The 22,365-nt window shown below is 56.0% G+C and carries 18 protein-coding genes; 8 read left to right on the top strand and 10 right to left on the bottom strand.

The window, feature by feature from the left end; translation table 11 throughout:
* Nucleotides 1-8: 8 nt before the first annotated feature.
* The 3 genes from JUE30_RS09065 to JUE30_RS09055 all read right to left on the bottom strand — a co-directional run bounded on the left by JUE30_RS09065 (nt 9) and on the right by JUE30_RS09055 (nt 3,280).
* Nucleotides 9-2,015, bottom strand: a complete 2,007-nt coding sequence (locus JUE30_RS09065) for a DHH family phosphoesterase (RefSeq protein ID WP_203624572.1) — start codon at nt 2,013-2,015, stop codon at nt 9-11.
* Nucleotides 2,016-2,280: 265 nt separating this feature from the next.
* A complete protein-coding gene (locus JUE30_RS09060; RefSeq protein WP_203624571.1) occupies nt 2,281-2,781 on the bottom strand; it encodes a DUF1307 domain-containing protein in 501 nt (166 codons plus the stop codon).
* Nucleotides 2,762-3,280, bottom strand: coding sequence for a transcription repressor NadR (locus JUE30_RS09055; RefSeq protein ID WP_203624570.1), 519 nt, complete (start codon nt 3,278-3,280; stop codon nt 2,762-2,764). Before JUE30_RS09055 ends, JUE30_RS09060 begins: the two co-directional genes overlap by 20 nt.
* A gap of 134 nt (nt 3,281-3,414) precedes the next feature.
* Here JUE30_RS09055 and JUE30_RS09050 point away from each other — a divergent pair, with 134 nt between their 5' ends.
* Both JUE30_RS09050 and JUE30_RS09045 read left to right on the top strand, forming a co-directional pair.
* Nucleotides 3,415-3,765 (top strand): hypothetical protein, encoded by a 351-nt coding sequence (locus JUE30_RS09050; protein WP_203624569.1) that lies wholly within the window; start codon nt 3,415-3,417, stop codon nt 3,763-3,765.
* Between the two features lie 60 nt (nt 3,766-3,825).
* Entirely contained in the window at nt 3,826-4,593 is a 768-nt protein-coding gene (locus tag JUE30_RS09045; RefSeq protein ID WP_203624568.1) for a tyrosine-protein phosphatase, read from the top strand.
* Nucleotides 4,594-4,668: 75 nt separating this feature from the next.
* Here the strand turns inward: JUE30_RS09045 and JUE30_RS09040 are convergent, their stop codons facing one another.
* Nucleotides 4,669-5,139, bottom strand: a complete 471-nt coding sequence (locus JUE30_RS09040) for a DUF1307 domain-containing protein (protein ID WP_203624567.1) — start codon at nt 5,137-5,139, stop codon at nt 4,669-4,671.
* Nucleotides 5,140-5,340: 201 nt separating this feature from the next.
* On the opposite strand from JUE30_RS09040, the gene JUE30_RS09035 reads away from it, so the two are divergent.
* On the top strand, nt 5,341-6,462 hold the full coding sequence (locus JUE30_RS09035) for an NAD(P)-dependent alcohol dehydrogenase (protein WP_203624566.1): 1,122 nt from the start codon (nt 5,341-5,343) through the stop codon (nt 6,460-6,462).
* 69 nt (nt 6,463-6,531) lie between these two features.
* Here the strand turns inward: JUE30_RS09035 and JUE30_RS09030 are convergent, their stop codons facing one another.
* On the bottom strand, nt 6,532-7,875 hold the full coding sequence (locus JUE30_RS09030; RefSeq protein WP_203624565.1) for a 6-phospho-beta-glucosidase: 1,344 nt from the start codon (nt 7,873-7,875) through the stop codon (nt 6,532-6,534).
* Nucleotides 7,876-8,047: 172 nt separating this feature from the next.
* Between JUE30_RS09030 and JUE30_RS09025 the strand changes: the two genes are divergently transcribed.
* The 4 genes from JUE30_RS09025 to JUE30_RS09010 all read left to right on the top strand — a co-directional run bounded on the left by JUE30_RS09025 (nt 8,048) and on the right by JUE30_RS09010 (nt 12,000).
* Nucleotides 8,048-8,797 (top strand): MurR/RpiR family transcriptional regulator, encoded by a 750-nt coding sequence (locus JUE30_RS09025; protein WP_203624564.1) that lies wholly within the window; start codon nt 8,048-8,050, stop codon nt 8,795-8,797.
* A gap of 628 nt (nt 8,798-9,425) precedes the next feature.
* The gene (locus JUE30_RS09020) at nt 9,426-10,313 is read left to right on the top strand and encodes a hypothetical protein (protein ID WP_203624563.1); all 888 of its coding nucleotides are present in this window, start codon (nt 9,426-9,428) and stop codon (nt 10,311-10,313) included.
* On the top strand, nt 10,306-11,040 hold the full coding sequence (locus tag JUE30_RS09015; protein WP_203624562.1) for a hypothetical protein: 735 nt from the start codon (nt 10,306-10,308) through the stop codon (nt 11,038-11,040). Before JUE30_RS09020 ends, JUE30_RS09015 begins: the two co-directional genes overlap by 8 nt.
* A 204-nt stretch (nt 11,041-11,244) precedes the next feature.
* Nucleotides 11,245-12,000 (top strand): GntR family transcriptional regulator, encoded by a 756-nt coding sequence (locus JUE30_RS09010; protein ID WP_308439847.1) that lies wholly within the window; start codon nt 11,245-11,247, stop codon nt 11,998-12,000.
* Nucleotides 12,001-12,054: 54 nt separating this feature from the next.
* On the opposite strand, the gene JUE30_RS09005 is transcribed toward JUE30_RS09010, so the two are convergent.
* From JUE30_RS09005 to JUE30_RS08990, 4 genes are all read right to left on the bottom strand, one after another.
* Nucleotides 12,055-14,097 carry a beta-galactosidase gene (locus JUE30_RS09005; protein ID WP_239061394.1) on the bottom strand — a complete coding sequence of 681 codons (2,043 nt, stop codon included), beginning with the start codon at nt 14,095-14,097 and terminating at the stop codon, nt 12,055-12,057.
* Nucleotides 14,087-16,336: an alpha-galactosidase gene (locus tag JUE30_RS09000; RefSeq protein ID WP_203624581.1), complete on the bottom strand. Its 2,250-nt coding sequence runs from the start codon at nt 16,334-16,336 to the stop codon at nt 14,087-14,089. Before JUE30_RS09000 ends, JUE30_RS09005 begins: the two co-directional genes overlap by 11 nt.
* A 105-nt stretch (nt 16,337-16,441) precedes the next feature.
* Nucleotides 16,442-16,888 carry a DUF3284 domain-containing protein gene (locus JUE30_RS08995; protein WP_203624560.1) on the bottom strand — a complete coding sequence of 149 codons (447 nt, stop codon included), beginning with the start codon at nt 16,886-16,888 and terminating at the stop codon, nt 16,442-16,444.
* A gap of 49 nt (nt 16,889-16,937) precedes the next feature.
* Entirely contained in the window at nt 16,938-18,266 is a 1,329-nt protein-coding gene (locus tag JUE30_RS08990) for a PTS sugar transporter subunit IIC (protein ID WP_125757057.1), read from the bottom strand.
* A gap of 176 nt (nt 18,267-18,442) precedes the next feature.
* Here JUE30_RS08990 and JUE30_RS08985 point away from each other — a divergent pair, with 176 nt between their 5' ends.
* Complete coding sequence (locus tag JUE30_RS08985; RefSeq protein ID WP_203624559.1) at nt 18,443-19,297, top strand: AraC family transcriptional regulator; 855 nt, start codon at nt 18,443-18,445, stop codon at nt 19,295-19,297.
* A 130-nt stretch (nt 19,298-19,427) separates the two neighbouring features.
* Here JUE30_RS08985 and JUE30_RS08980 read toward each other — a convergent pair whose 3' ends face one another.
* Entirely contained in the window at nt 19,428-22,220 is a 2,793-nt protein-coding gene (locus JUE30_RS08980) for a glycoside hydrolase family 3 N-terminal domain-containing protein (RefSeq protein ID WP_203624558.1), read from the bottom strand.
* Between the last annotated feature and the right edge of the window lie 145 nt (nt 22,221-22,365).

Here is a 22,365-nt window from a genome sequence, read left to right as displayed (position 1 = left end):
TGGCCTCCCTAGTTTTCTTCCTTTTCCGTCTTGATGGCGTCTTTGAGCATCGCCGTCGCTTGCACGATGGTTTTGCCTTGAAGCTGAGTCGCCGCATTATTCAGGTGACCGCCGCCGCCAAGCTTTTCCATGATCAGCTGCACGTTGATGTTGCCAAGGCTGCGCGCAGAGATGCCCACGGTTGAATCAGACCGCCGCGTGATCACGAAGCTGGCCTCTATGCCGTTGAGCGACAGCAGTGTGTCCGCCGCCTGGGCCGCGATGACCGGATCATACGTCTGAGTCTCTTCACCCGTACATAATGCCATAGTTGGCGCGATCATTTCAATCGTGTCAATCAGGTGGTTCTTTTGAATGTACGAGTCGACGTTCTCCTTCAAAAAGTTCTGCGTCATCTGCGGATCGGCGCCCAGGCTGCGCAGGTACGACGCGGCGTCAAACGTCCGCGTGCCAGTGCGCATCGCAAAGTTGTGGGTGTCGACCGTGATGCCGGCCAGCATCGCCGTCGCCTCAAGCTTGGACAACGTCGCCACGCCCTTCGGCTGGTACTCGAACATTTCGGTGATCAGCTCACACGTTGAGCTGGCGTACGGCTCGATGTAAACCAACATCGGGTCTTCTGGGAACTCCTCGCCGCGGCGGTGATGGTCGATGATGACCGTGCGCGTCGCCAGGCGGTCGAACAGCGCCGGCGCCGCCGTGATCGACCGCTTCGAGTGGTCGACCAAGATCAATAGAGACTTGTCGGTGGCCTCGGTCAGCGCCGCTTCCGGCGTGACGATGGCGTTACCAATGTCCGGATTCTTGCCAACTGCGCCCATCAGGCGCTCGACGTCAGAGTGCAGGTGCTCGGGATTGATCACGACGTAGCATTCCTTGCCGTTCATCTGGGCGATGCGGCGAATGCCAAGGCTGGCGCCGATCGCATCCATGTCAGGCCGATCGTGCCCGACGACAAAAATCTTGTCCGTCTGCTTGAACAGCTCCTGCAAGGCCTGCGAAATCATGCGGGCCCGTACGCGGGTGCGCTTTTCCATCGGGTTCGTCTTGCCGCCGTAAAAACGGGCCTGGGCATTTTTCGCGCGGACGACGACCTGATCGCCGCCGCGGCCGAGCGCAAGGTCCAGGTTCGACTGCGACGTGATCGCCAGTTGCGCCAGGTCCGAGTCGCCGTACGCAATCCCGACCGACAGCGTCAGTGGATAATTCTGCTTCGACGTTTCGGTGCGGATCGTATCGAGAATCTTGAACTTGTCGGCCTCAACGGCTTCCAGCGAGCGCATATAGGCGATCATCAGGAAGCGGTCGTTGGCCACGCGCTTGACGAACATGCCGAACTTGTTGGCCCAGTCGCTCATTTGGTTGGTAACATAGGAGTTCAGGTTCGTCGTTGCCTGGTCATCCATGGTTTGGGTAACCTCATCGTAGTTATCCAGGAACACCTGGCCGATGGCGATGCGCTCGCCCTTTGCCTTTTCCTCGATCTGAGCGTAATGCGTGATGTCCATCAGGTACGCGACGCCGATCGGCTTTTGCACCGTCAGGTTGAAGTCGTGACCGCCCCAGTGAACCTCGGACAGCTCTGTGTCGTCCTGGTGCGCGGTGATGACATCCGCCAGCTCGCCGTCGATGTCCTTCAACGGCCGGCCCAGAATGTCCTCATCCTTGAAGTACTGCAGCAGGTATGGGTTCGCCCACTCCACGTTCATCTTCTGGTCAAAAATCAGGATCCCGACCGGCATCTTGATCAGGGCTTCCTGCTCCCCGCGCTTGATGCGGTAGGACAGGTCAGAGATGTATTTATTGGTCGACACCGTGATGCGTTCCAGGGTGAAGAACGTGGCCACGACCAGGCCGAGCAGGAACAGGAACAAAAGCAGACCCAGCCAGGGTTTGATGAAGACCGCGATCACCACGTCGACCACGGCTAGGCCGGTCATGATCAGCGCCAGATAACGCAGCCGCACGTCTTCTAAAAAAGACGGCAGCGTAATTTTTTCAAGTAATTTTTTCATAGTCCTCGCTAACTCGCTTTCGCAGTGCTGCTAATCGCTTTAATGTGCCCTTACAGTTTAACATATTATTAAGGAAAGGCTGCGAAGCCGAGCGCACTTAGTCCGATGGCTAGCCTAGCTCAAGGCATTGGCGCCGTTCTTTGGCGCCGAGGGCTTGAGCGTAGCTGGACACTCGGACGTTGCTCGGCTGAGCGCGACTAAGGCTGCGAAGCCGAGCGCACCTCAGACCCACGACAAAAAAGGCCGGCTCATCAGCCGCCCCCCTTCACCGCTTAACTTTCTTGTACCCGTCCTGCTCCAACGTGTGCGAGACATTATCCAGGCTGATGTGATCGACCTTGCCGGGACTCGGCTGGCCGTCCGCCTGCGCCAACTTCTTCATACTGGCTCGGGCTGGATCGACCGTGACCACCTCCCGGGCCTTCGTGCCGGCAAACGTCGCATTGGCGGTCACGCCGCGCAGCTTGTCGTGAGCCTTGGCATCGGCCCTCACTACTCGCCGCCAGCGCTCAGCTTCTTTTTTAGCCGCGCTTTTGCCCACAATTTTGACGAAATCAAGGTCCAGCGTGGTGACCTGCTTGTCGACGCGGTCAGAGCGGCCGCGCGTGTAAAAGACCATCGTCGTGGTCTCACCGCCGCCGCTCTTCTCAAACACGGTCTTCTTCACTGCCTGGCTGCAACCTGCCAGAAGCAACACTAAAACCAAGACGCCGAACCACCGCGTCAGGTTTGCGAAAAATGGCTGGCTAGCGGCTGGTCTCTTCATAAAGGTACCCGGCCTCGCGCAGGGACGCCTGAATCGCCGTCAGCTGGGCGGGCGTCTCGTAGGCGATCGTGTGCAAGTGAATGCCGTCGGTCAGCTCCGAGAGCATTTTTCCCTTATTCTTCCGCATGCGGCCGAGAAACAGGTTGATTTCGGCGTGCGTGCGAATCTGCAGCTCACCGCGCAGCTGGCCGTAGAGCGGGTGGTCGACGATGACGTCAAGCACCGCGCCGCCGTTATCGACAATGCGGCTCAACTCGTCGCCCGCCTGCGCCGGGGTGTGGCGGCAGACAATAATGGCCTCATGCGCGGCGTCCTCGACGTACATGTACCCGCGCGGCGTGGCGACCAGTTCCTCACCATGGGCGCGCATCAGGGCGATGTCGCCCACAATGGTCTGCCGTGACACGCCAAAACTTTCCGCAAAAGTGGTCGCGGTGATCGGTTTTTTCGCCGTGCTCAGCTGCATCTGAATCTGAGCCTGCCGTTCTGCACTATTCATAATGGTCAACTCCTCTTGTGATAACTTTAACGCAAAGCGCGACAAGACAACAGTCTTAACACACACTTAACCACCCGCACGCCTGGCACCATGCTATCGTAATGGTGAAGCAAGAACTGGGGAGGGAGCGGAAAATGTTCAAAAAACTGTTGATTGCCCTGTCCGCTCTGCTGGTGGTGGGTGGCATCGGGTTTGGCGTCGCCTTATGGCCGGATTTCGTGGCCCGCAGCACGACTTTGAACACGCTGAACGCCAAGCAGTGCGACCTGAACCGGTACACGGATCCGGAAACCGCGCAGGCGCTGCAGTCAGACCACTACCGGGTGGTGCTGCAGTCCGACGACCAGGGCTGGGCCGGCACCGCCGCCTACGCCATGCAGATCAACGGTGTGTCCTACTGGGTCGAACTTAGCCGCCGCGGCAAAATTTTCCCCGAAGAAAAGCTCCTGCGAATCAGCCCGTTTCAGCCTGATGGCACAAATTGAGCAATCGGCTTCGCGCGTAAATGCTAAACTGAAGACGACCATCAACGGGAGGATTCAGCAATGGCAGAAACCAAGGGACACTTAATTGAACTGGAAGGCACAATCAACCTGCGCGACATGGGCGGCTACCACACCAAGGACGGCCGCACCATTCGCCGCCACCGCCTGTACCGCTCCGGCCTGATCACCTTCATGCCGGAAAAAGTGCAGCAGCACATGCTGGAAGTCGGGCTCAACCAGGACCTCGACCTGCGCCAGGCGGACAACTCGGACAACGCGCCGGACGTCAAGCTGCCCGGCGTGACTTACTACAACCTGTCGCTTTACCCCTTCGCCGACCATCCCCACTTTCAGGAGGAATTTCGCGGCGCGGACACCGCCAAAAAGTTTGAGCTGGCACGCTTGTCCTACCAGTACATGGCGACCGACCCGCGCACGGCGAAAATGCTGCGGCGGGCGATCCAGCTTATCGTCCAAAACGAAACCGGCGCGACGCTGTTTCACTGTTTTGCTGGCAAGGACCGCACCGGCGTCGTCGCGATGCTGATCGAGGGCTTGCTCGGCGTGCCCGAAAAAGTGGCCCACCAGGATTACATTGTCACCAACGATATCCTGCTGGATCGCTTCAAAGACGAGCAATCCGCCGCCGACCTGCCGATGGCGGATCGCATGGTGACCGGCATGAACTCGCAGCCCGCCGATGACAGCTACTTCGAAACTGTGCAAAAGGTCGTCAAGAAGTACGGCAGTTGGGAAGAATACGCCAAGCGGCATTTGGCGCTGGCGGACAGCGATATTGCCGATCTGCGGCGGTTATATCTGGAGTGATGGCAGCCTGATTCTAGGCTGTTTTTTGTTGCAGGCGGACAAAAAAATCGGCCATCTCTGACCGACTTCGTGTTGCTATTGCTCTTTAAACCCTGCCGCCTTCAGTGTGTTGACCGAATCCTTCAAGCTGACGGTGTTCTTGGTGCCCTTATCCAAGCCCTGCGCGTCCTTGAGCTTTTGCATGTCAACTTTGGTGTAGTCAATCGTGATGTTTTGGGTGACCGTGTTGCCTTTGCGCGTCACCTTGGTCGTCACGCCCTTGAGGCCCTTGTAACTGTTGACCGATTTTTTCAGTGAATTGTAGGCGGAGTCTAGGTCCTTCTTCTTTTTGGAGCCGATCAGCTTGGTCAAGTCGTTCTCGCTGGTCAGGCTTTGCTGCTGGACCTTATCTGAATTGCGCTTCGTGTAGTAAACCATTGTCGTCTTAGCGCCGGCGACCTGGGTGTTGACCAGCGTCGTCTTGTGCTCGAACAGCGTGCAGCCGGCCAGCACGGTGATGCTGAGGACGGCAGCGGCGGCGATGAGTGCCTTAAGGATTTTTTTCATGAACGTGCTCCTTTAATGAACCAGATTGCCCGACAGATTCCTGCCGGCAAATTAGGTTTTATCATAATAGTTTAACCTAGTGAGTGCAACCGGCCCGCCCTAATCTACGCTGATGAAAATTTAATGGAAGCGCTTCACTTTTCGAAAAAATTGTGAAATAATGAACAGTGTGCCAAATGAAACCTCAAGGGAGTGTGTAATTTGAAGATCAAAGCAGCTGTTGTAGAGAAGCAAAACGCGGATTTCGAGATCAAAGATGACGTCGAACTCGCCGAGATGGGCCCGGACGACATCCAGGTCCACATGGTTGCCAGCGGCATCTGTCACTCGGATGAGGCCCTGCGCATTGGCGACGCCGTCATCGACTACCCAATCGTCCTCGGCCACGAAGGCTCCGGCATCGTCGAGAAGGTCGGCCCGGAAGTCACCCAGTTCAAGCCAGGCGACCATGTCGTACTGAGTTTTTACGCCTGCGGGAACTGCAAGTCCTGCCTGAAGGGCATCCCGACCCAGTGCGAGAACTACGCGCACAACAACCTGTCGGGTATTCGGCCGGACGGCTCCAGCCACTTCACCGAAAATGGCCACCACGTCGCGGACATGTTCGACCAGTCCTCGTTTACCACGACTACCGTGGTGCGTGAGCGCAACGCCGTTAAGGTCGACAAAGATCTCGACCTGCGCACCCTCGGCCCGCTGGGCTGCGGCTACGTGACGGGCTCCGGCACCGTGCTGAACACCCTGAAGCCAAAACCTGGCGACACGATCGCCGTCTTCGGCACCGGCGCCGTTGGCCTTGCCGCCATGATGGCCGGCCGCATTTCCGGCTGCGTCAAGGTCATCGGTATCGACATCGTGGACTCCCGCCTGGCGCTCGCCAAGGAGCTCGGTGCCACCGACGTCATCAACTCCAAGGACGTTGACGTGGTCAAGGCCGTGCAGGACCTAACAGGCGGCCGCGGCGTTGACTGGGCCGTTGACACGACTGGCGTCACCGCCGTCATGGAAAACTCCATCAAGGTCCTTGCGCAGGGTGGCACCACGGCAACCATCGCCGTCACCCCGCACCACATCGATGTCGACACCTGGAACGACCTGTGCGTGGACGACAAGAAGATCGTCGGCGTCAACATGGGCGACTCGGTCCCGCAAATCGACATTCCGCGCCTCATTGACTTCTACAAGATGGGCATGTTCGACTTCCCGAAGACCGAGAAGTTCTACAAGTTCGACCAGATCAACGAAGCCAACGCCGATTCCCGCTCCGGCAAGACCATCAAGCCGGTGCTCGTGATTGACGAAGACTACAAGCCTGGCGAATAATTTCGCCGCCAAGGCAAAACAAGACCCCGCTGCCGCATAGAAAAGCCTATGCCGCAACGGGGTTTTCGTTTACTTTAAGGTACCGTCGGCCCGCAGCTTGGCGAGGTCGACTTGTGGCAGGTACTGCTCATTGGCCACCAGCAGCTCGTTGAGCAGCGGCCGTGCGTCAACGTCAGAGTGAACCGCGGGATTGATGGTCAGGGCCTTCAGCGCAGTGGCGTAATCCCCGGAAACCGCCGCTTGGCACCCTACCTGCTCGAAGCTCTTCATCTCGTGCACAATGCCGGCGCACGCCTGCGGCAGATGGCCGGTCGCAAGCGGCACCGGGCCGTGACCAGTGATGATGCAATTCATTTCCATCACCGAGTCCGGTGCCAAGTCCAGGCAGCCACCGTTGTTCGCGACGTTGACGACCTGCACGTCGCGCTTGTCGGCGTATATCGAGTAAATCAGGTTGCAAGAGGCCCGACTGTAACCCGACCCGCCGCGCTTTTTCAACTCTTCCGGCAGGGTGACCAGCGTTGGGTCGCGGTAAATGTCGAAAAGCTGCTTCTCCAGCCGCTCGGCCACGACCGCCCGGCTACCTTCGTGCGCCGCCGCCCGCTGCTCCTCGGCGACGACCTGTTTATTTTTCCAGTAATACTGCAGATAGCTGATGGGAATCACACCGAGGCTTTGCAAAAAGTCGCCGTCCCAGTTGCCGATGCCGGGATTGTCAACGCGTTGCTTCTGGCTGGTCACCAGCTTGATCACATGTGCCGTCACGTCCTGGCCGTCGAGGTAGATGTGCTTGGCGAACACCAAGTGGTTCAGGCCGATGAACTCAACGTAAACGCGCGCCGGGTCGACGTCCAGCGCCTTGACGATATCGCGGCGAATGTTGTCCGGCCCGTTGCAAAGCCCAATGACCTTGGTCCAGTTCGTGTAGTGCAGCACCGCCTCGGTCATCATCCCCGCCGGGTTGGCAAAGTTGATCAGCCACGCCTCCGGGCAGAGCCGCTCCATGTCGTGCACAATGTCGATCAGCACGGGAATCGAGCGCATCGCCATCATCAACTCGCCGGCGCCGTTGGTCTCCTGCCCCAGCGTGCCGTACTTGATTGGAATATTCTCGTCGTTGACGCGCGCCGGCAGCTGGCCAACGCGAAACTGCGTCGTGACAAAATCGGCATCGGCCAGCGCGGCCTCACGGTCCAGCGTCGTGACGATTTTCATCGGCTTACCTGCCGCCTTGACCATGCGTTTTGCCATGGCCCCGATCACGTTGAGCTTCTCCTCACCGCTTGGCACATCGACCAGCCACAGCTCGCGCACCGGCATTTCATCGTACCGGTCCAAAAAGCCTTTCACCAGCTCCGGCGTGTAGCCTGAACCGCCACCAATTGTCGCAATCTTTATGGCACGTTTTGCCATCTGACTCACCCTTTTTCAAAAAGATTCACTTGCTACCGTCTTCAATATAGCGCGTCTGGGGCGGCGTTCAACGTTCTGGCAGTATGCGGGTACTGTATCGTCAATTGGGTTGTTGTAACGTTTTCAATACAGGTCGTATCAGGTAGTGTAAACTGAAAGCGAGGTGATTCACATGCTGTTTCTCGACCACGCCGTCGAGCTATCCGACATCGACTTGGCGATTTATAAGTACGTCCTGCAAAACCTGGACAAGGTGATTTACATGCGCATTCGCGAGCTCGCCGCCAACACCCACACCAGCACGGCGTCGGTGCAACGTTTCTGCCGCAAGTTCGAGTGCCAAGGCTTCACTGAATTCAAAATTCGGCTCAAGCTGCTGCAGGAACAAACCGCCGCCCAGACTCGGCCCACGCCAGTTGACCCCGGCATGTACATCAACTTCTTCAACCGCGTGACGACGCCCGATTTTGACGCGAAGATCCAGGCCGCCGTGCAGCTGCTCAAGCAGTGCGAGCTGGTCTTGTTCATCGGTGTCGGCTCCTCCAACGTGATGGCTGAGTATGGCGCGCTTTATTTCTCCTCGCTGTTTCACATGGCCGTGCGCATTGAAGACCCCGTCACCTATCCGCAGCGCTATTTTCCCAAGGCCTTGCTGGATAAAACCTGCGTGATCGCCCTGTCCGTATCCGGCGAGACGCCCGAGGTAATCAGCTATCTGAGTAACTTGTCATTCCGCGACAGCCACACCCTGTCCATCACGAACTCCGCGCACTCCACCGTCGCCCGCCTGACCGACGTGAACATCGCCACCGACATTGCCAAGGAGCATTACGTCGAGCAGGACGTCACGTCGCAGGTGCCGTGCCTGTTTATTTTGGAGTATCTGGCGAAGATTCTGCATGAGCAGACGACAGCAAAATAGTTCCTGTGGAAAGACCGCCTTTCCTGAAATTTCCAAGAAAGGCGGTCAGACATCAACGTGTTTTCATAAATGAACGTACAACAAGGGCACCATCCCTCTCGAAATGGTGTCCCCTGCCACCGGGATTTCCCCGGTGGCTTTTTATTGCGGAGTTTCCCCCGCCTGCTATCCCCGTTACGTTGCCGCTTCGAGTCGCTTTATTAAGTTAGGAAAGTGATAGCAGCATCCTGCCATGCGTCCTGAAAGGACCCCATACATTGGAGTATGGGCTTCTTAGCCAACCGATCGGCGGCTCGGCATGCCTGGTCAACCCCATGATATAGGTCGGATCGCCAGGTAGTTTCAGGGTGGTGCTGATGAGGTTGTTCCTTCCTCACCCACCCGTCATCCAAATGCAGAATAACACGTCGTTGAAACCGCTGTCAATTATTTTATTGTCAATTTTGTAAATGTTTTTGCCTGAAATTTCACAGTATTCTTCCATATCAATGCATTGTCCCAGAGTTAAGAGACACCATAAGCAATTTTTCTTATATGATGCTTGATCAAAACTACTCAAGCATATTATTTTCTTTCCTTCAAGGCGGGGCTTACACTGACCCCAAACATCTGAAAGGAGGGACTAACCATGGCTCAGGAACTAGTGCTGTTGACGATTGAGGGCTGGGTAATGAACGCGCATCTCAGTTATGTCATCGATCCCGGCGGCGAGCTTGAGCAAATGCCGATGCTGGTTGTCTACGCGGATGCGTTTTGGGACAGGCGCGAAGAGCAGTTAGCCATCCCCAGTCAGCCGATTCAAGTCGAATTCAATCAGGCGGTGGCGTGGCAGAAAACCGTGTGGACCTTAGGTGAGCGGCTGCGAGCAACGGGGCAAGTCGCCGCCGTGAATATCACCAAAACCAAACAGTACAAAGCCATTCAAAAAACGCGGCAGGAAATCTTAACAGTCGATCAAAACACCTTACACGCCTTTAACACCGGCCTGCTCCGCCGCGAAAACCAGCTCGCTCGCGCCGCAAAATGGCGGGCCGAATACCTGGCCGGAAACATCAGTCTAAACACGTTGCAGAACCAGGAGAACCGCATTTTTGCCCGAGAAGGCCGAGTCTGGCTGGAACTGCTGGCGCGGATGCATGATAAGCAGCTGACAATTCGGCGCAACGCACTGCCCGCGCTCTTGGCTGGGGGTCGAACGACTTATCTATTGCGGGCACCCTTTAATGTCGCGCGAACGGTCGGGGCCCAGCCGCGCCTCATTTATCCGCGGAAGACAAAGGTCGACCAACCGGGAAAACAAGTGGTGATCAAGGCCAAGGCTCGCGAGCCGACCGTCGCCAAAAAACAGACGCTCGATTCGGCGCACCGCCGCGAATCGTTAAACTCACTGCGACATTTCCGGCGAGCCTGGCTAGCAGCAGGGCGGCCGGTTGACGTCTTGCCACCAGTGCCGCCTAGTTTACAAAAACAACAACAAGCATGGCTCTCTTACGAGGAGGCAAACCATCATGACTAGGTACTTTTTTGAAGGCCTGATTGAAGGCGGCCAAACCGCCACGATTATGACCCAGGACGGTCGGTTCGGCGAGCTGGATTTGGTCCATTACGTACTCAAGTATGCCGACATCGACCTGGATAATCCGACCGAGGCGCAGAGTGAGCGCGCGGCGCGCCTTGCGGACCCGCCCACCCGCAACCAGTTTTATTTTCCGTTCGGCCGCGACTTCGCCCAGTCAACGGCCCGTATCGGGGAAACTGTCAGTGTGGTCGGCGAACCGCAACCGTTTGTGATTCTGTCCCCTGTCAACCGGCACAAGGCTGAAAACGTGAGAAAGAAGATTTTTAACATGGCACAATGGTGGCGGGCTGCAGGGCCGGCGAATAGCCTCCTGCACATCAGCGAGGGTCTCGACAAGCGCTTTGCCGGGGGTGTGCTCACCTTTTCCGCCTACCAAAGTCAGTGGCGCGAGATCACCAAGGTCAACGGCAAAACGCCGCGCAATGTCAGCCATCAACTCGCCGAGCAAAAACGGCTTTGGACCGACCTGCTCAAACAGATGCGCGCCGACGAGACCAATGAGCGGCGGTATCTGATTCTGCCTGACCCGGGTTCAGACATGCAGGTGATCAAAGCCATTCCCGGTCAGGATGTACTTGAAAATGACCCTGCGCTTTACACCACCCCGCTTGTGCGCCACGAGCAGTATCTCAAGTGGCTGAAGCTGGGGCAACAGACCGAATGATTTTTCCTAAGGCTCCCGCCAACAATTGCCGCCTGGCAAACTCGTTGACGGGGGCCTCATTTTTTTGCACGATTGCGTCACAACCGTTTCTTTATCGGCACCGAGAACGCTTACGGTGTAAAATAAGCACTGAGAACTACGACGAAAAAGGTTATAAACGCGGTCGGGCAATCAACGCCGGCCGCAGAACAGAAGATGATCCACATGTACAAATACCAAGAAGTCACGGCAGAACTTAAAAAAATGTTCACCAGCGGCCACTACGCCCCAGGCGACCTGCTGCCGAGCCAGGAATGGCTGGCGGCCCATTTTCACACCACGCGCCTGACTGTGCGCAAGGCGATTCAGTCGCTGATCATGGACGGCGTCGTGTATTCCAAGCGCGGCGCCGGGACCTTTTTGCGCAAAGATTTCCGCACGAATCAGCCGGACCTCACGCCGCTGAACCGGCCGGTAGGCACTACTGAAACCATGAAGGGGCGTAAAGTCACCAGCAAGATCCTCAGCTTCACCGCGCGGCTGGCAACCGAGGATGAGCAGCACCAGCTGATGATTGGCCCTGCCGACCCGGTTTATGTCATTGAGCGCGTCCGTTACGTTGACGGTCGCACCTATTCGTTCGAGCACACCATCATGCCGGTCGCCATCATGCCCCTTACCGAGAAAATCCTGAAGGGCTCGATTTACTCCGCGCTTCGGGCCCACGGCATCACAATTGCCGGCTCGCACCGCAAAGTCTACGCACTCAAGGCGACAGCCAAGGACGTTGAAGCGCTTGGGGCCAAGCTGAACGACCCGGTTCTCGGCATCAAGCAGGTCAACTACACCGAGGAAGGCAAACCGTTCGACTACTCGGAGGTCCACTTCCCGTATGAAACCACGCGGGTCAGCGCCGAGATCAAAATCGCGCCATTCCCGACGAAAAAGCCCGCCCGCCATGCTCACAGCGTCAAACAGTAACCCACGACAAAAACATCCCCCAACATTGAAGTTGGAGGATGTTTTGCTTTCTAATTACTTACTGCACAGCACGCGCACGCCATACGCCGGCAGGCTCAGCGGCCCGGCGGCAACGCGCCGGCCGGACTCGGCGTCGACAGTGGCTTGCGTCGTTGTGACCGCCTGCTTTTCAGCGCTCATGTTCATGATAAAGTAGTAGGTCTGATCCAAGCCGACACGCGCCTGCACCGACACCTGCGGCCGGGTTTCTTTGAGCAGCGTCTCGCGCAGCTCCCGATCATGGCACAACCGCTCGTAAAACACGTCGAGAAAATCGCGTCCGGTGCGCGGCCCGATGTAGTAAGCACGGCCCTGACCAACGGCATTGCGCGTCACCGCCGGCGTGCCCTTGTAAAAATCAGCCTCGTAAGTACCCAGCACCGTAGCGCCGGTCGCTTCCATCAGCTGGTTAAACTCGCTGGTTTGGAAAACCTGTCCGGCATAAGCAATACGGTTGTGCTCGCCTTCGTACAGCGAGTCAAACTCAGTCGGCCGAATGCCGAACAGCTTTTGCAGCGGCTGGGGCCAACCGTTCAGCAGCACCGTGTCGTGCGGGTCGACGATGCCGGTGAAGTAACTGGACACCAGCGTCCCACCGCCAGCCACGTAATCGCTTAGCCGCGCCTCAAGTTTCGGCGTCATCACGTACAACATCGGCGCGATCACAATATCGTAACCGGAAAAATCGCGGCTGGTCGGCACCAAGGCGACCGGAATGTCATGCTGCCAGAAGTACGCGTAGTGGTCCTCCAGCGTCTGGAAGTAGCGCTTGCGGTCGCGCCCGAACGCAGCCTCGCGCTTTTGCGCCCACAAGCTTTGCCAGTCGTACAAAATGGCGACGCGGGCTTGACGCTTGCTGCCGCGCACGCCGCCCAGCTTTTCCAGCCGCGCCCCGTACGCCGCGACTTCTTGGAACACGCGGTTGTGCGGGTCGTTGTCATGGCCGACGACGGCGCTGTGAAACTTTTCCGAGTTGGCGCGGGCCTGGCGGAACTGGAAGTACAGGCTTCCTTCCGAGCCGTGCGCGATCTGCTGAAACGAGCTCAGCGCGTGCACGCCCGGCCGCTTGGCCTTGGCCACCGGCGAGTTGACGCGCGACGGCGTGGACTCCATCACCAGAAACGGCTGGTTTTTCAGGCCATAGAAGGTGTCGTGAACGAATGCCGCCTTCATGGCCGTCTCGTCAAACGGCTCGAAGTTGTTGTTCCACTGCGGGTAAGCGTCCCAGGACACGACGTCGACATGCTGCGCAAACTTGGCGTAGTCGATGCCTTCAAGCGGCACAAAGTCCCCGTTCGCGCCTTCCGCCATGAAGTTGGTGGTCACCGGTACGGCCGGATTGGCGGCCTTGACCGTGGCCTTTTCCATGTCGAAAAAGTCGATGGTCATGTCGGTCACGAACCGTTTCCAGTCCAGCGCCATGCCATGCGTCTTGGTCGTCGCCAGCTGGCTTGGCACCTTGATTTGCTGCCAGTCGGTGTAAAGGCCGCTCCAAAAACTCATCAGCCAGGCGTCGTTGACGGCCTTGAGACTGCCGTACTTATCCCGCAGCCACTGTTGCCAATTGGCCTCACACAGGTCGCAGAAGCACTCGCCGGAAAATTCGTTGGAAATGTGCCACATAGAAAGCGCCGGATTGTTGCCATAGCGCTCAGCCAACCGCCGGTCGATTTCCTGCACCTTTTGCCGGTAAACCGGGCTTGAGTAGCAGTGGTCGTGGCGAAAACCATGGTGGTGGCGCTGCAGGCGGTCATCGACGCGGTTGACCTCGGGGTACTTTTCGGACAGCCAGCGCGGGCGGGCACCGCTTGGGGTTGCCAGCACCACGTTGCCGCCCATCGCGTTGATCTCGTCAAACACCTGGTCCAGCCAGCCGAATTCAAACTGGCCCTCCGTGGGCTCCAACGCGTCCCACGCAAACACCCCAAGCGTGACCGTGTTGATGTGGGCCTGCTTCATCAGCTCAATGTCCTGCTTCAAGATCTCCGGATAATCGAGCCACTGGTCGGGGTTGTAGTCGCCGCCGTGCAGCAGCCGCTGATCGACATCAAAGCGCATCGTTTGCCTCCTTGGTCAAAATCAAGACTTTCGACTGAAAATCGCCCTTGAGTTCGGCGACCGCCTCGTTGGGACCGTTGAACTCGTACGGCAGGCGCAGGCCGAGGTGCTTGAGCGCCGAGCCCGTGACCACGGCGTCGCGCCCACTGATCGCATACCGCGCGTGCGGGTCGGCAAACGGGATGGCCAGCCGGTCAACGGCATCGCCATCGGGATCGGCCAGCACGCGGTAGAACCCCAGAACGATTTGGCTATCATCGGCAGCCACCATCGCCCAGGCCAGCGTGTTGTGGTCGCCTTCATCAAGCGTCCGCAACAATTCGAAGCGGCCGGTCAACACCAGCGGCTGCAACTTTTTGTAAGTTTTGATCTGCTCGGTGATCGCCGCTAGCACGGCCGGTGATTCCTTGGTCAAGTCGAGCTCGTAACCGAGCGACCCGAACAGCGCGACGTTAAACCGTGTGGCCAGCGGCGTAGTGCGGTTGAGCTGATCGTTCGGCACGGCGGTCACGTGGTTGCTCATCGCGGACAGCGGGTAGGCCAGCGCCGTGCCGGTTTGAATTTTAAGCCGCTCCAGCGCATCGGTGTCATCGGACACCCAGATCATCGGCGAGTAGAACATGATGCCCAAATCGAACCGCCCACCGCCGCCGGCACAGCCCTCGATCAAGAGATCCGGGTAGGCCTTGAGCAGCCGCGCGTACAGGTCGTACACGCCGCAGATGTAGCGGTGGAAGAACTCGCCTTGCGGGCGCCCAGTTTTCGCCAGGTACTGCGAAAAGGCCTCGGTGATGTTACGGTTCATGTCCCACTTGATGTAGGTCAGCTTCGTCGTATCGATCACCTGCTTCATTTGATCAAACAGGTTATCGACAACGGTCGGGTTGGCAAAATCCAACACGTACTGGTTGCGCGCAATGGCCCGTCGCTCATCCGGCGGGGCCACGACCCAGTCGGGGTGCGCGGCCAGCAGCTTGGCATCCGGCGACACCATTTCCGGCTCGAACCACAGGCCAAAGTCCAGCCCGAGATCGCGAATCGACTGGGCAAACTGGGCGAGCCCGTGCGGGAACTTGCGCTTGTTCGCCTGCCAGTCGCCGAGACTGGAGCGGTCGCTGTCGCGCTGGCCGAACCAGCCGTCATCGAGCACGAAGGTGTCGACGCCGACTTTTTTGCCGGCGGCCGCCAGCTTCAGCAGCATGTCGGTATCAAAATCGAAGTACGCCGCCTCCCAGGAGTTGAGTACCACCGGCCGCGGCTGGTCGCGCCACTTTGGCGCCATCACGTGGTCGCGGGCAAAGGCAGAGTTTTCCTGGCTCAGCCCGTTCAACCCGGCGCTGCTGTATGTCAAAACGGCCTCGGGCGTGCTGAAGCTGGCGCTTGGGTCGAGCTGCCAGGCGAACTGGTCGGGATGGATCCCGATCATGAAGCGCGTCTGGTCCCATTCGTTGACTTCAGCCTGCGCCAAAAAGTTGCCGGAATAAATCAGGTTGAACCCGTACGCGTCGCCGCTTCTCAAAGTGCCGTCCTTGGCCTGCAGCGCCACGTAAGGGTTCTGCTGGTGGCTGGAAGCGCCGCGCTGCGATTCGATTGACGTGGTCCCCTGAGCCAGCGGGCGCACCTTCACGTGGCGCTCCCTGACCCAGTTGCCCGACAGCTGCACGAACTGGTAGTCGGCCGTGGGCAGATCGAGCCCGCCGGACAGCATGCGGTCGATGGTGACCGGCGCAGTCCCGGTGTTGGTCAGCGTCTGCCAGCGCACCACCGCGCCGCCTTGGGCAAAAATCGCGTAGTGCTGCTGCAGTTTCAGGTCATGGGCGGCATCAGCCAGGTCGATGGTCAAGACGTCGACTGCACCGGCCTCGGCGAAGCTGCGCGGAAAACACAGGTCCCGCTTTTTTTCATGCGCGACCGAGTAACCCTGATACGTGAAGTTCAGGTATAACGGCGTGGCGTTTTGAGATACCGCCACTGCACCTTGGCGAAAGTCCGAGGTCCCGTACACCGGGTACTCCTGCAGCTGGTCGGCCAGCGTGAACAGCGTGTTGTCGGCCGAAAAATGCACCGTGCCGCCGGACTTGCTTTCCAGCTTCGTGTATTCGGTCAGCGTCGCCTCGTCCACGTCCAGCCGCGGCCCGTAGTACAAGTGGCCGAGCTGGCCATTGGGCAACAGGTACAGGATGTAACTGACAGCATCGTTGGCCAAATGAAAGATTCGGTTGTCATATATCTTGAGCAGTGGTCTCATCTACTTTCTTTTTTAACCGGGCGAAAAATGGTTCCCGCCCTATAAAAAAGCGAGCCAAGTGGGACCTTTCAGTCCGCATTGGCCCGCCAAAATTACTCACTGAGCAGCGTTTGCGATCTGCTCAATGGTTTTCATTCGTTTCTTCAAATTGTGCTTATACATGAAGGTGTAAAACCAGCTGACCAGCCAGAAGTTGGTCATCATGTTCGCCTTGTTGAAGCTGTTTTGCTCCGAGTAGAAAACCTTGGTCTGGTCGCCCGCCGGCTGCAAGGCGTAACGCATGACGATATCGCCTTGACTGTAGGAAACCCGCGTTTCAAACGTGCGGTCCGGCTCCAGGTCGGTCACCTCAACGTTTGTCGGCACGCCTTCTTTTTGCACCTTCGTCAGCATCTCCGCGTCAACCGCCACACCGGGGTGCAGCTCGTCGATCGTCGGGTCAAAATGCTGAAAATACTTGAGCTGCTCCTTATAAATCGTTTCATAAAGCAGCGGTGTCTTGGTGTTCAGCGTGATGTTGAATGTCATGGGTTTGAGCGCCATCGTCAGGGCCTCCTTTGGCAAAATCCAGATGAGTGAACGAACAGTCAGGTTACTTAGCCGCCTGCGCTGCCGCTTCACCCTTTGCGGCTTCTTTTTCGAGCTTCTTTTCGCCGGCCGCTTCATCGTTCAGGAACTGCTTATCCAGCACTCTCAGGAATGGGATCCAAAGCAGTGTGGAAGCGACGACCTGCACGAGCTGCAAGGCAGCGCCGCGCCAGGAACCAACGGCGATCCAGCCAGACAGGAAGATTGGTGTGGACCAAACGACTGTGGCACCGATTGGCTTTGGTACCAGGCCAACAGCCATCGCGAAGTACCCGATTGTGACCATGACCATTGGGCCGAGGACCCAAGGAATGAAGATGGTTGGGTTCAGGACCATTGGCAGGCCGAAGGTAACAGGTTCAGAAATGTTGAAGAACGCAGGAACGGCAACCATGCGCATGGTCTTCTTCATCCGGGCAGACTTGGCAAAGACCCAGCCCATGGCCAGGGCAAAGCCGAGGATCATGCCGGTGATTTCAAACACACCCATGAAGGTCGTGCAGATGATGTGGGGAATCGGCTGGCCGGCAGAGTATGCTTTGTAGTTCTGCAGGGCTAAGGCATCGTAAATCGGCTGAACAACCGAGTTAACAACCAATGTGCCGTGAATCCCGAACCACCAGAGGAACTGTGAGAAGAAGGCCACGACTAATGTTGCAGGCAGCGTGGAACCGATCCCTTGCAGCGGGGTCTGGAGGATTTCATAGATAAAGTCAAACGCATTGCCCCATTGGGTAAAAGTGAAAATGTAACGGATCGTGGTGAAGGTCAAGAGTGCCGCAGACCCTGGGAGAATCGCGATGAAGGACGTCGCAATGGCAGGCGGAACGGACTCTGGCATCTTAATTGTAATGTTGGCATTTTCCAGGGCGGCAAAGATTTCCGTCGAAATTATCGCGGTGATGATCGCCACGAACATGCCCCGTGAACCCAGGTAGTTGATGTCGATGTAGGAGCTGACCTTGTTGGTCATGATCGGCAGCAGCATCGCGAACGCGGCCAGCGAAATGCCGCCGGCGTACAGCTGGTTGGCGTGAAGCTTACCAGCCAAGTGATAGGCGATCCCAAACGCAACGAACAGTGACGTGATGTTCATCGTGGCGTTGGAAATCGGCCCGAGGAAGTTCGTCAGAAAATCCATGACCCCTTTTGGCACGTACTGTGCGAAACTAAAGGTGGTCGGTAAGTTTTGGACAATGATCATGATCGATGCGAACATGGTGGCTGGGAAAGCAACCATCATGCCGTCACGAACACTGATCAAGAATTTGTTAGCTGACAACTTGGTCGCAAGTGGTAAGACCTTGTTTGTCATCGTATCTTGCATACTCATGCGGTGTGCCTCCTAAGTAGAATTAGGGGTGCGGCGGCGTTTCGCCTTGGCCAAGGTGAAACGCTTACCCGCCCCGTACTGCAATAATGGCTAATCTCGCAAATCGATTTACAACTGTCATGTTAATCGCTTACATTGGAACTGGATATATTCAAATGTCGAGGAGAGATGTCCAAATGTCGACACACTACGAAAATCCACGCATTTATGATTTTTCTAATACCAATCGCACCTTCAACCTGGACGTGAACGTTTACACCTGCGGCAGTGAAGCCTGCGAGCCCGACCACGCCTATGGGCCAACTGTGCGCTCAGGGTACATGATCTATTTTGTGTTGGCAGGCAAAGGGACCTATACCGTGCACGACCACCAGTACGCACTTAAAAAAGGCCAGGGGTTTCTGATCGAGCCACACACGCTGATTCACTTCGAGGCCGACCACGACGACCCGTGGACCTACCTGTGGGTCGGCTTCTCCGGCCGCAGCGCCGACAAGTACATCGCCGGTACCTCGCTGACCTCCGACGCCCCGCTGTTTGATTTTACGCCTGAGTCTAAGACCCTGGCGGCGGCGCGGGGCGTCATCACCGGCTCCAACCACAAGGAAAACCGCAACCTGATCATGACGGGCAAGCTCTTCGAGTTCCTGTATCAGCTGGCCACCGATTATCCGCAGCACACCCGCACCGCCGCCGCGAGCTCGCGCGCCGAGCTGGTCGAGTACGTGCTGTACTACATTTCCCAAAATTACAGCAACCCCATCACCGTCGCCAACCTGGCGGCGATCGTGCACATCGACCGCACCTACCTGCACCGCCTGTTCACCAAGCAGGTCGGCCGCTCGCCCCAGGCCTACCTCAAGCAGTACCGCATCGACCAGGCCGGCCAGCTCCTGCGCGAAACCGACTACCCCATCCAAGTTGTCGCCCGCGCGGTCGGGTATGAGAACCAGTTCTCGTTCTCCAAGGCCTTTTCCAGTTTGATGGGACTGGCGCCAAGCGCGTATCGGGAGAAGCATCTGAAAAGTTAATTTAATAACACGAGCACACAAAAACACCGCAGCCAATCATTGTCGACTTCGGTGTTCTGTATTCTTATTGAATTCGGGGCAACGAGTAAAGTATTGTCAAAGTACTTCTAATGCTGCCCGATTCGACTCACTACGCGACCTTCTTGGTAAATCTGCGGTAAGTGAACCAAATCAACAACAAGCTAACCAGAACGCAGAAAGCTGTCACGCCAATTCTTACCCAATCTAGGGTAGATTTTTCAATTTTAACTTTTGACCCATGGATTGCGCCGTTGACTACCTTGGAGTTCGCACTTGTATACAGAATATTATGTGCAGCCTGCCGAGCCAATGCGTAATCCGTCTTATTGTTCTTATTGAACTTGTAGCCAGTTGGATCAACTCCAATAATCAGCTTGGCATCGCCTCCTGCGCTGAGCATCTGGTTGACATCCATGTATTTACTGGTCATCGCATTATCTGTCATAACCATGCCATGGAAGCCCCATTCTTTGCGCAGAACATTGGTCAACAGCGCGTAATCACCGCCTGCCCAGGTTGCCCCAATTCGGTTAAATGAGGTCATCACAGCTTTGGCAATTGGTACCTGCCGCTCTGCCAACACATATTTACCGTCAACTTTCTTATAGTACTTTTCAGGCAACGAGCCTTTTTTCGCACACATCTCAAAGGGTGTTAAGTATATTTCTCGAATTGACTGCTCATTGGCCCATGTTGCTAGCCCAAACTGCCCATCTGTATCGCCTCGGTGATTTTCCTGCTCATTAAGCGCGAAATGCTTAAAGTAACCATATACGCCCTTTTCTGCAGCACCCTTTAGCTCATCCGAGGCCATCTCGCCAGATAAGAACGAATCCTCTGAATAATACTCCCCATTCCGTCCGTCAAATGGCGTACGGTGGATGTTCATAGAAGGTGCATACCACCCGTCCGCACCACCAAGTATCGCTTGGTTACCAATCATTCGACCCATTTTAGTAGCCAAGTGTCGGTTCCAAGTTTGAGCCAAGTTCATCGAGTTAGGATACATTCGCCCAGTCCCAGAATAAACGAGTCCATTAGCCGCATCCGCATCAATGTTATACGGTTTGTTGACCGACTTAATCGGATTAATATTGTAACCCGCGTCTGCAACCAAACTTTCATAATCCTTTGCACTTAACTGATTAAGCAGCTTATTCCATTCTGGATCGTTATATGGCTTACCTCGTAAGTCGACTAGTTCCAGTCCATTCTTCTGGCCATAAACAAGCTTAACCTTGCCTGTGTCAAGCTTAGGCGCACCGGAGCTTGTACTGTCTAGCTGCTTTAAAAGCTTCTTGCTTGCAGTTTTAGTCCACGTATAGGTTTCCGGTGTCCCGGTTGCAGATTTGCTATTAATGGCATTCCCCCATGTACTCTTTTGGTCACTAAGACGTCCGTCAGCGGTTGGAAACGTCCCCGTCCAGTCTTGACGGGTCAAGTACTTCAGGTTACCTCTTACGTTATCAAACTGATTTGTCACCCGATTACCAGTCGTTGAATCAGCCTTAAAGACCTGGACGTCTTTATCGCCCATCTGAGGAAGCCAAGTTGTGGCTAGACTACGGTCGGCCTGTCCAGACAATTTGTCAGCTGTGGTTCCTTTCAAGGCGAGAATATTATTGATGGCCTCGTGAGCATTGGTCGCAGCGGTCAAATAGTATGTCCCTTTGTCTAAGATGTAGCTCTTCGCCTTCTGTGAATCGTAAGAGAGAAGTTGCGTCTTATTGACCGTGGCGCTCACGACTTGACTTGCACCAGGTGCCAAGTTCTTGGTCTTTGCGTAGTTGACCAATTGTACAGATGCCTTCTCAACGTCATTTGTGCGATCGTAGTTGGTATAAGGCGATTGTGCGTAGAATTCAACAACATCCTTGCCTGCGGTCTTACCGGTATTGGTGACGCGAACACTAAGCTTAAACTTATCCCCATCATCTTTGACTTTGTAATCCTGCCACCTGAAGTCGGTATACGACAGCCCATATCCAAATGGAAACTTCACCTGACTGTCGTAGTTATACTTGCCCGCATTTCCTTGGTTAAGAACCGCGTCCTCATACCGAGTTTCATAATACTTATAGCCAACGTATATACCCTCTTTGTATGAAACATAGTTGTATTTGGTCATCTTGCCCGTCTGCGTTGAATACTGAAAATCACCAACGTTCTTGGCCGCGGGAGACTGAAGTGCATCGTCCGCAAAAGTATCAACGGTCCTTGCCGATGGATTAACAGCACCAGAGAAAATTTTCCCCAAAGAGGCTGTGATTGTTGGTGCACTGATTACTGCATGAATGTGGGGATAATCAGCCAACCAGCCCATATCCACCGCAGCATTAGTATTCACCAATACAACAACATTCTCATAATTATCATTGAGATATTTTAAGACGCCGCGTTCCGTTGAATCTAGATCAAGGTAGCTGCGATCTTTATCTACATTGCTCTTGGCGTAGTTCGCCATTGAGCGTGCCATGTCACGACCTTCACCAGCCTGACGCTTTAAGACGTATACAGGAACCGTGCCTTTGACTGAGTTCAAAACGCCGCTCTTCTTAAGTGAGGAAATTGGTGCTTCATTGATTGAGAAGTCCTCAGACCGCCCGTAGCCCACAGAACCAGGACCAAGCCCGTATTTATGGCCAGCTCCTTTTGCGTAGTAATGCCAAAGTTTTTGATTAACCTTAAACCCAGCCTTTTCTAAGGACTGCCGAACTGTCATGGTGTCGCCCGACTTACCACCAAGTGATGTACCACCCTTCTTGGTGTGAGGGACACTGTTGGCACTGAATAAACTAAATTCTGTTCCTTCTTTGAAGGGCATTGTCCCATCGCTATTCTTCAGCAAAATAGTCCCTTCGTCAGTGATCTGATTTGCGACCTTTTCCTCTGCACCTTTCATCTTCGATTTACTACCCCAGTTTACAATTCAAGTGCAACACCTTAGCGACTAGACCAAAAAGGCCATGAAGACCTATTCTTGTTAGTGCAACCAGACAAGAAAGCAGGAATCTTCATGACCCACTCTCAGATTAACACTCACAAGC

Origin of the sequence: Lacticaseibacillus sp. 866-1, assembly GCF_016861825.1 — a bacterium.
Taxonomy (GTDB): Bacteria; Bacillota; Bacilli; order Lactobacillales; family Lactobacillaceae; genus Lacticaseibacillus.
Note: the sequence above shows the minus strand (reverse complement) of the source record. Positions and strands in the feature narration are given on the sequence as shown.

Bases quoted from the DNA above. Each gene is read 5' to 3' on its own strand.
- JUE30_RS09065 (WP_203624572.1), bottom strand. From the start codon at position 2,015: ATGAAAAAATTACTTGAAAAAATTACGCTGCCGTCTTTTTTAGAAGAC.
- JUE30_RS09060 (WP_203624571.1), bottom strand. From the start codon at position 2,781: ATGAAGAGACCAGCCGCTAGCCAGCCATTTTTCGCAAACCTGACGCGG.
- JUE30_RS09055 (WP_203624570.1), bottom strand. From the start codon at position 3,280: ATGAATAGTGCAGAACGGCAGGCTCAGATTCAGATGCAGCTGAGCACG.
- JUE30_RS09050 (WP_203624569.1), top strand. From the start codon at position 3,415: ATGTTCAAAAAACTGTTGATTGCCCTGTCCGCTCTGCTGGTGGTGGGT.
- JUE30_RS09045 (WP_203624568.1), top strand. From the start codon at position 3,826: ATGGCAGAAACCAAGGGACACTTAATTGAACTGGAAGGCACAATCAAC.
- JUE30_RS09040 (WP_203624567.1), bottom strand. From the start codon at position 5,139: ATGAAAAAAATCCTTAAGGCACTCATCGCCGCCGCTGCCGTCCTCAGC.
- JUE30_RS09030 (WP_203624565.1), bottom strand. From the start codon at position 7,875: ATGGCAAAACGTGCCATAAAGATTGCGACAATTGGTGGCGGTTCAGGC.
- JUE30_RS09025 (WP_203624564.1), top strand. From the start codon at position 8,048: ATGCTGTTTCTCGACCACGCCGTCGAGCTATCCGACATCGACTTGGCG.
- JUE30_RS09020 (WP_203624563.1), top strand. From the start codon at position 9,426: ATGGCTCAGGAACTAGTGCTGTTGACGATTGAGGGCTGGGTAATGAAC.
- JUE30_RS09015 (WP_203624562.1), top strand. From the start codon at position 10,306: ATGACTAGGTACTTTTTTGAAGGCCTGATTGAAGGCGGCCAAACCGCC.
- JUE30_RS09010 (WP_308439847.1), top strand. From the start codon at position 11,245: ATGTACAAATACCAAGAAGTCACGGCAGAACTTAAAAAAATGTTCACC.
- JUE30_RS09005 (WP_239061394.1), bottom strand. From the start codon at position 14,097: ATGCGCTTTGATGTCGATCAGCGGCTGCTGCACGGCGGCGACTACAAC.
- JUE30_RS08995 (WP_203624560.1), bottom strand. From the start codon at position 16,888: ATGGCGCTCAAACCCATGACATTCAACATCACGCTGAACACCAAGACA.
- JUE30_RS08990 (WP_125757057.1), bottom strand. From the start codon at position 18,266: ATGAGTATGCAAGATACGATGACAAACAAGGTCTTACCACTTGCGACC.
- JUE30_RS08985 (WP_203624559.1), top strand. From the start codon at position 18,443: ATGTCGACACACTACGAAAATCCACGCATTTATGATTTTTCTAATACC.
- JUE30_RS08980 (WP_203624558.1), bottom strand. From the start codon at position 22,220: ATGAAAGGTGCAGAGGAAAAGGTCGCAAATCAGATCACTGACGAAGGG.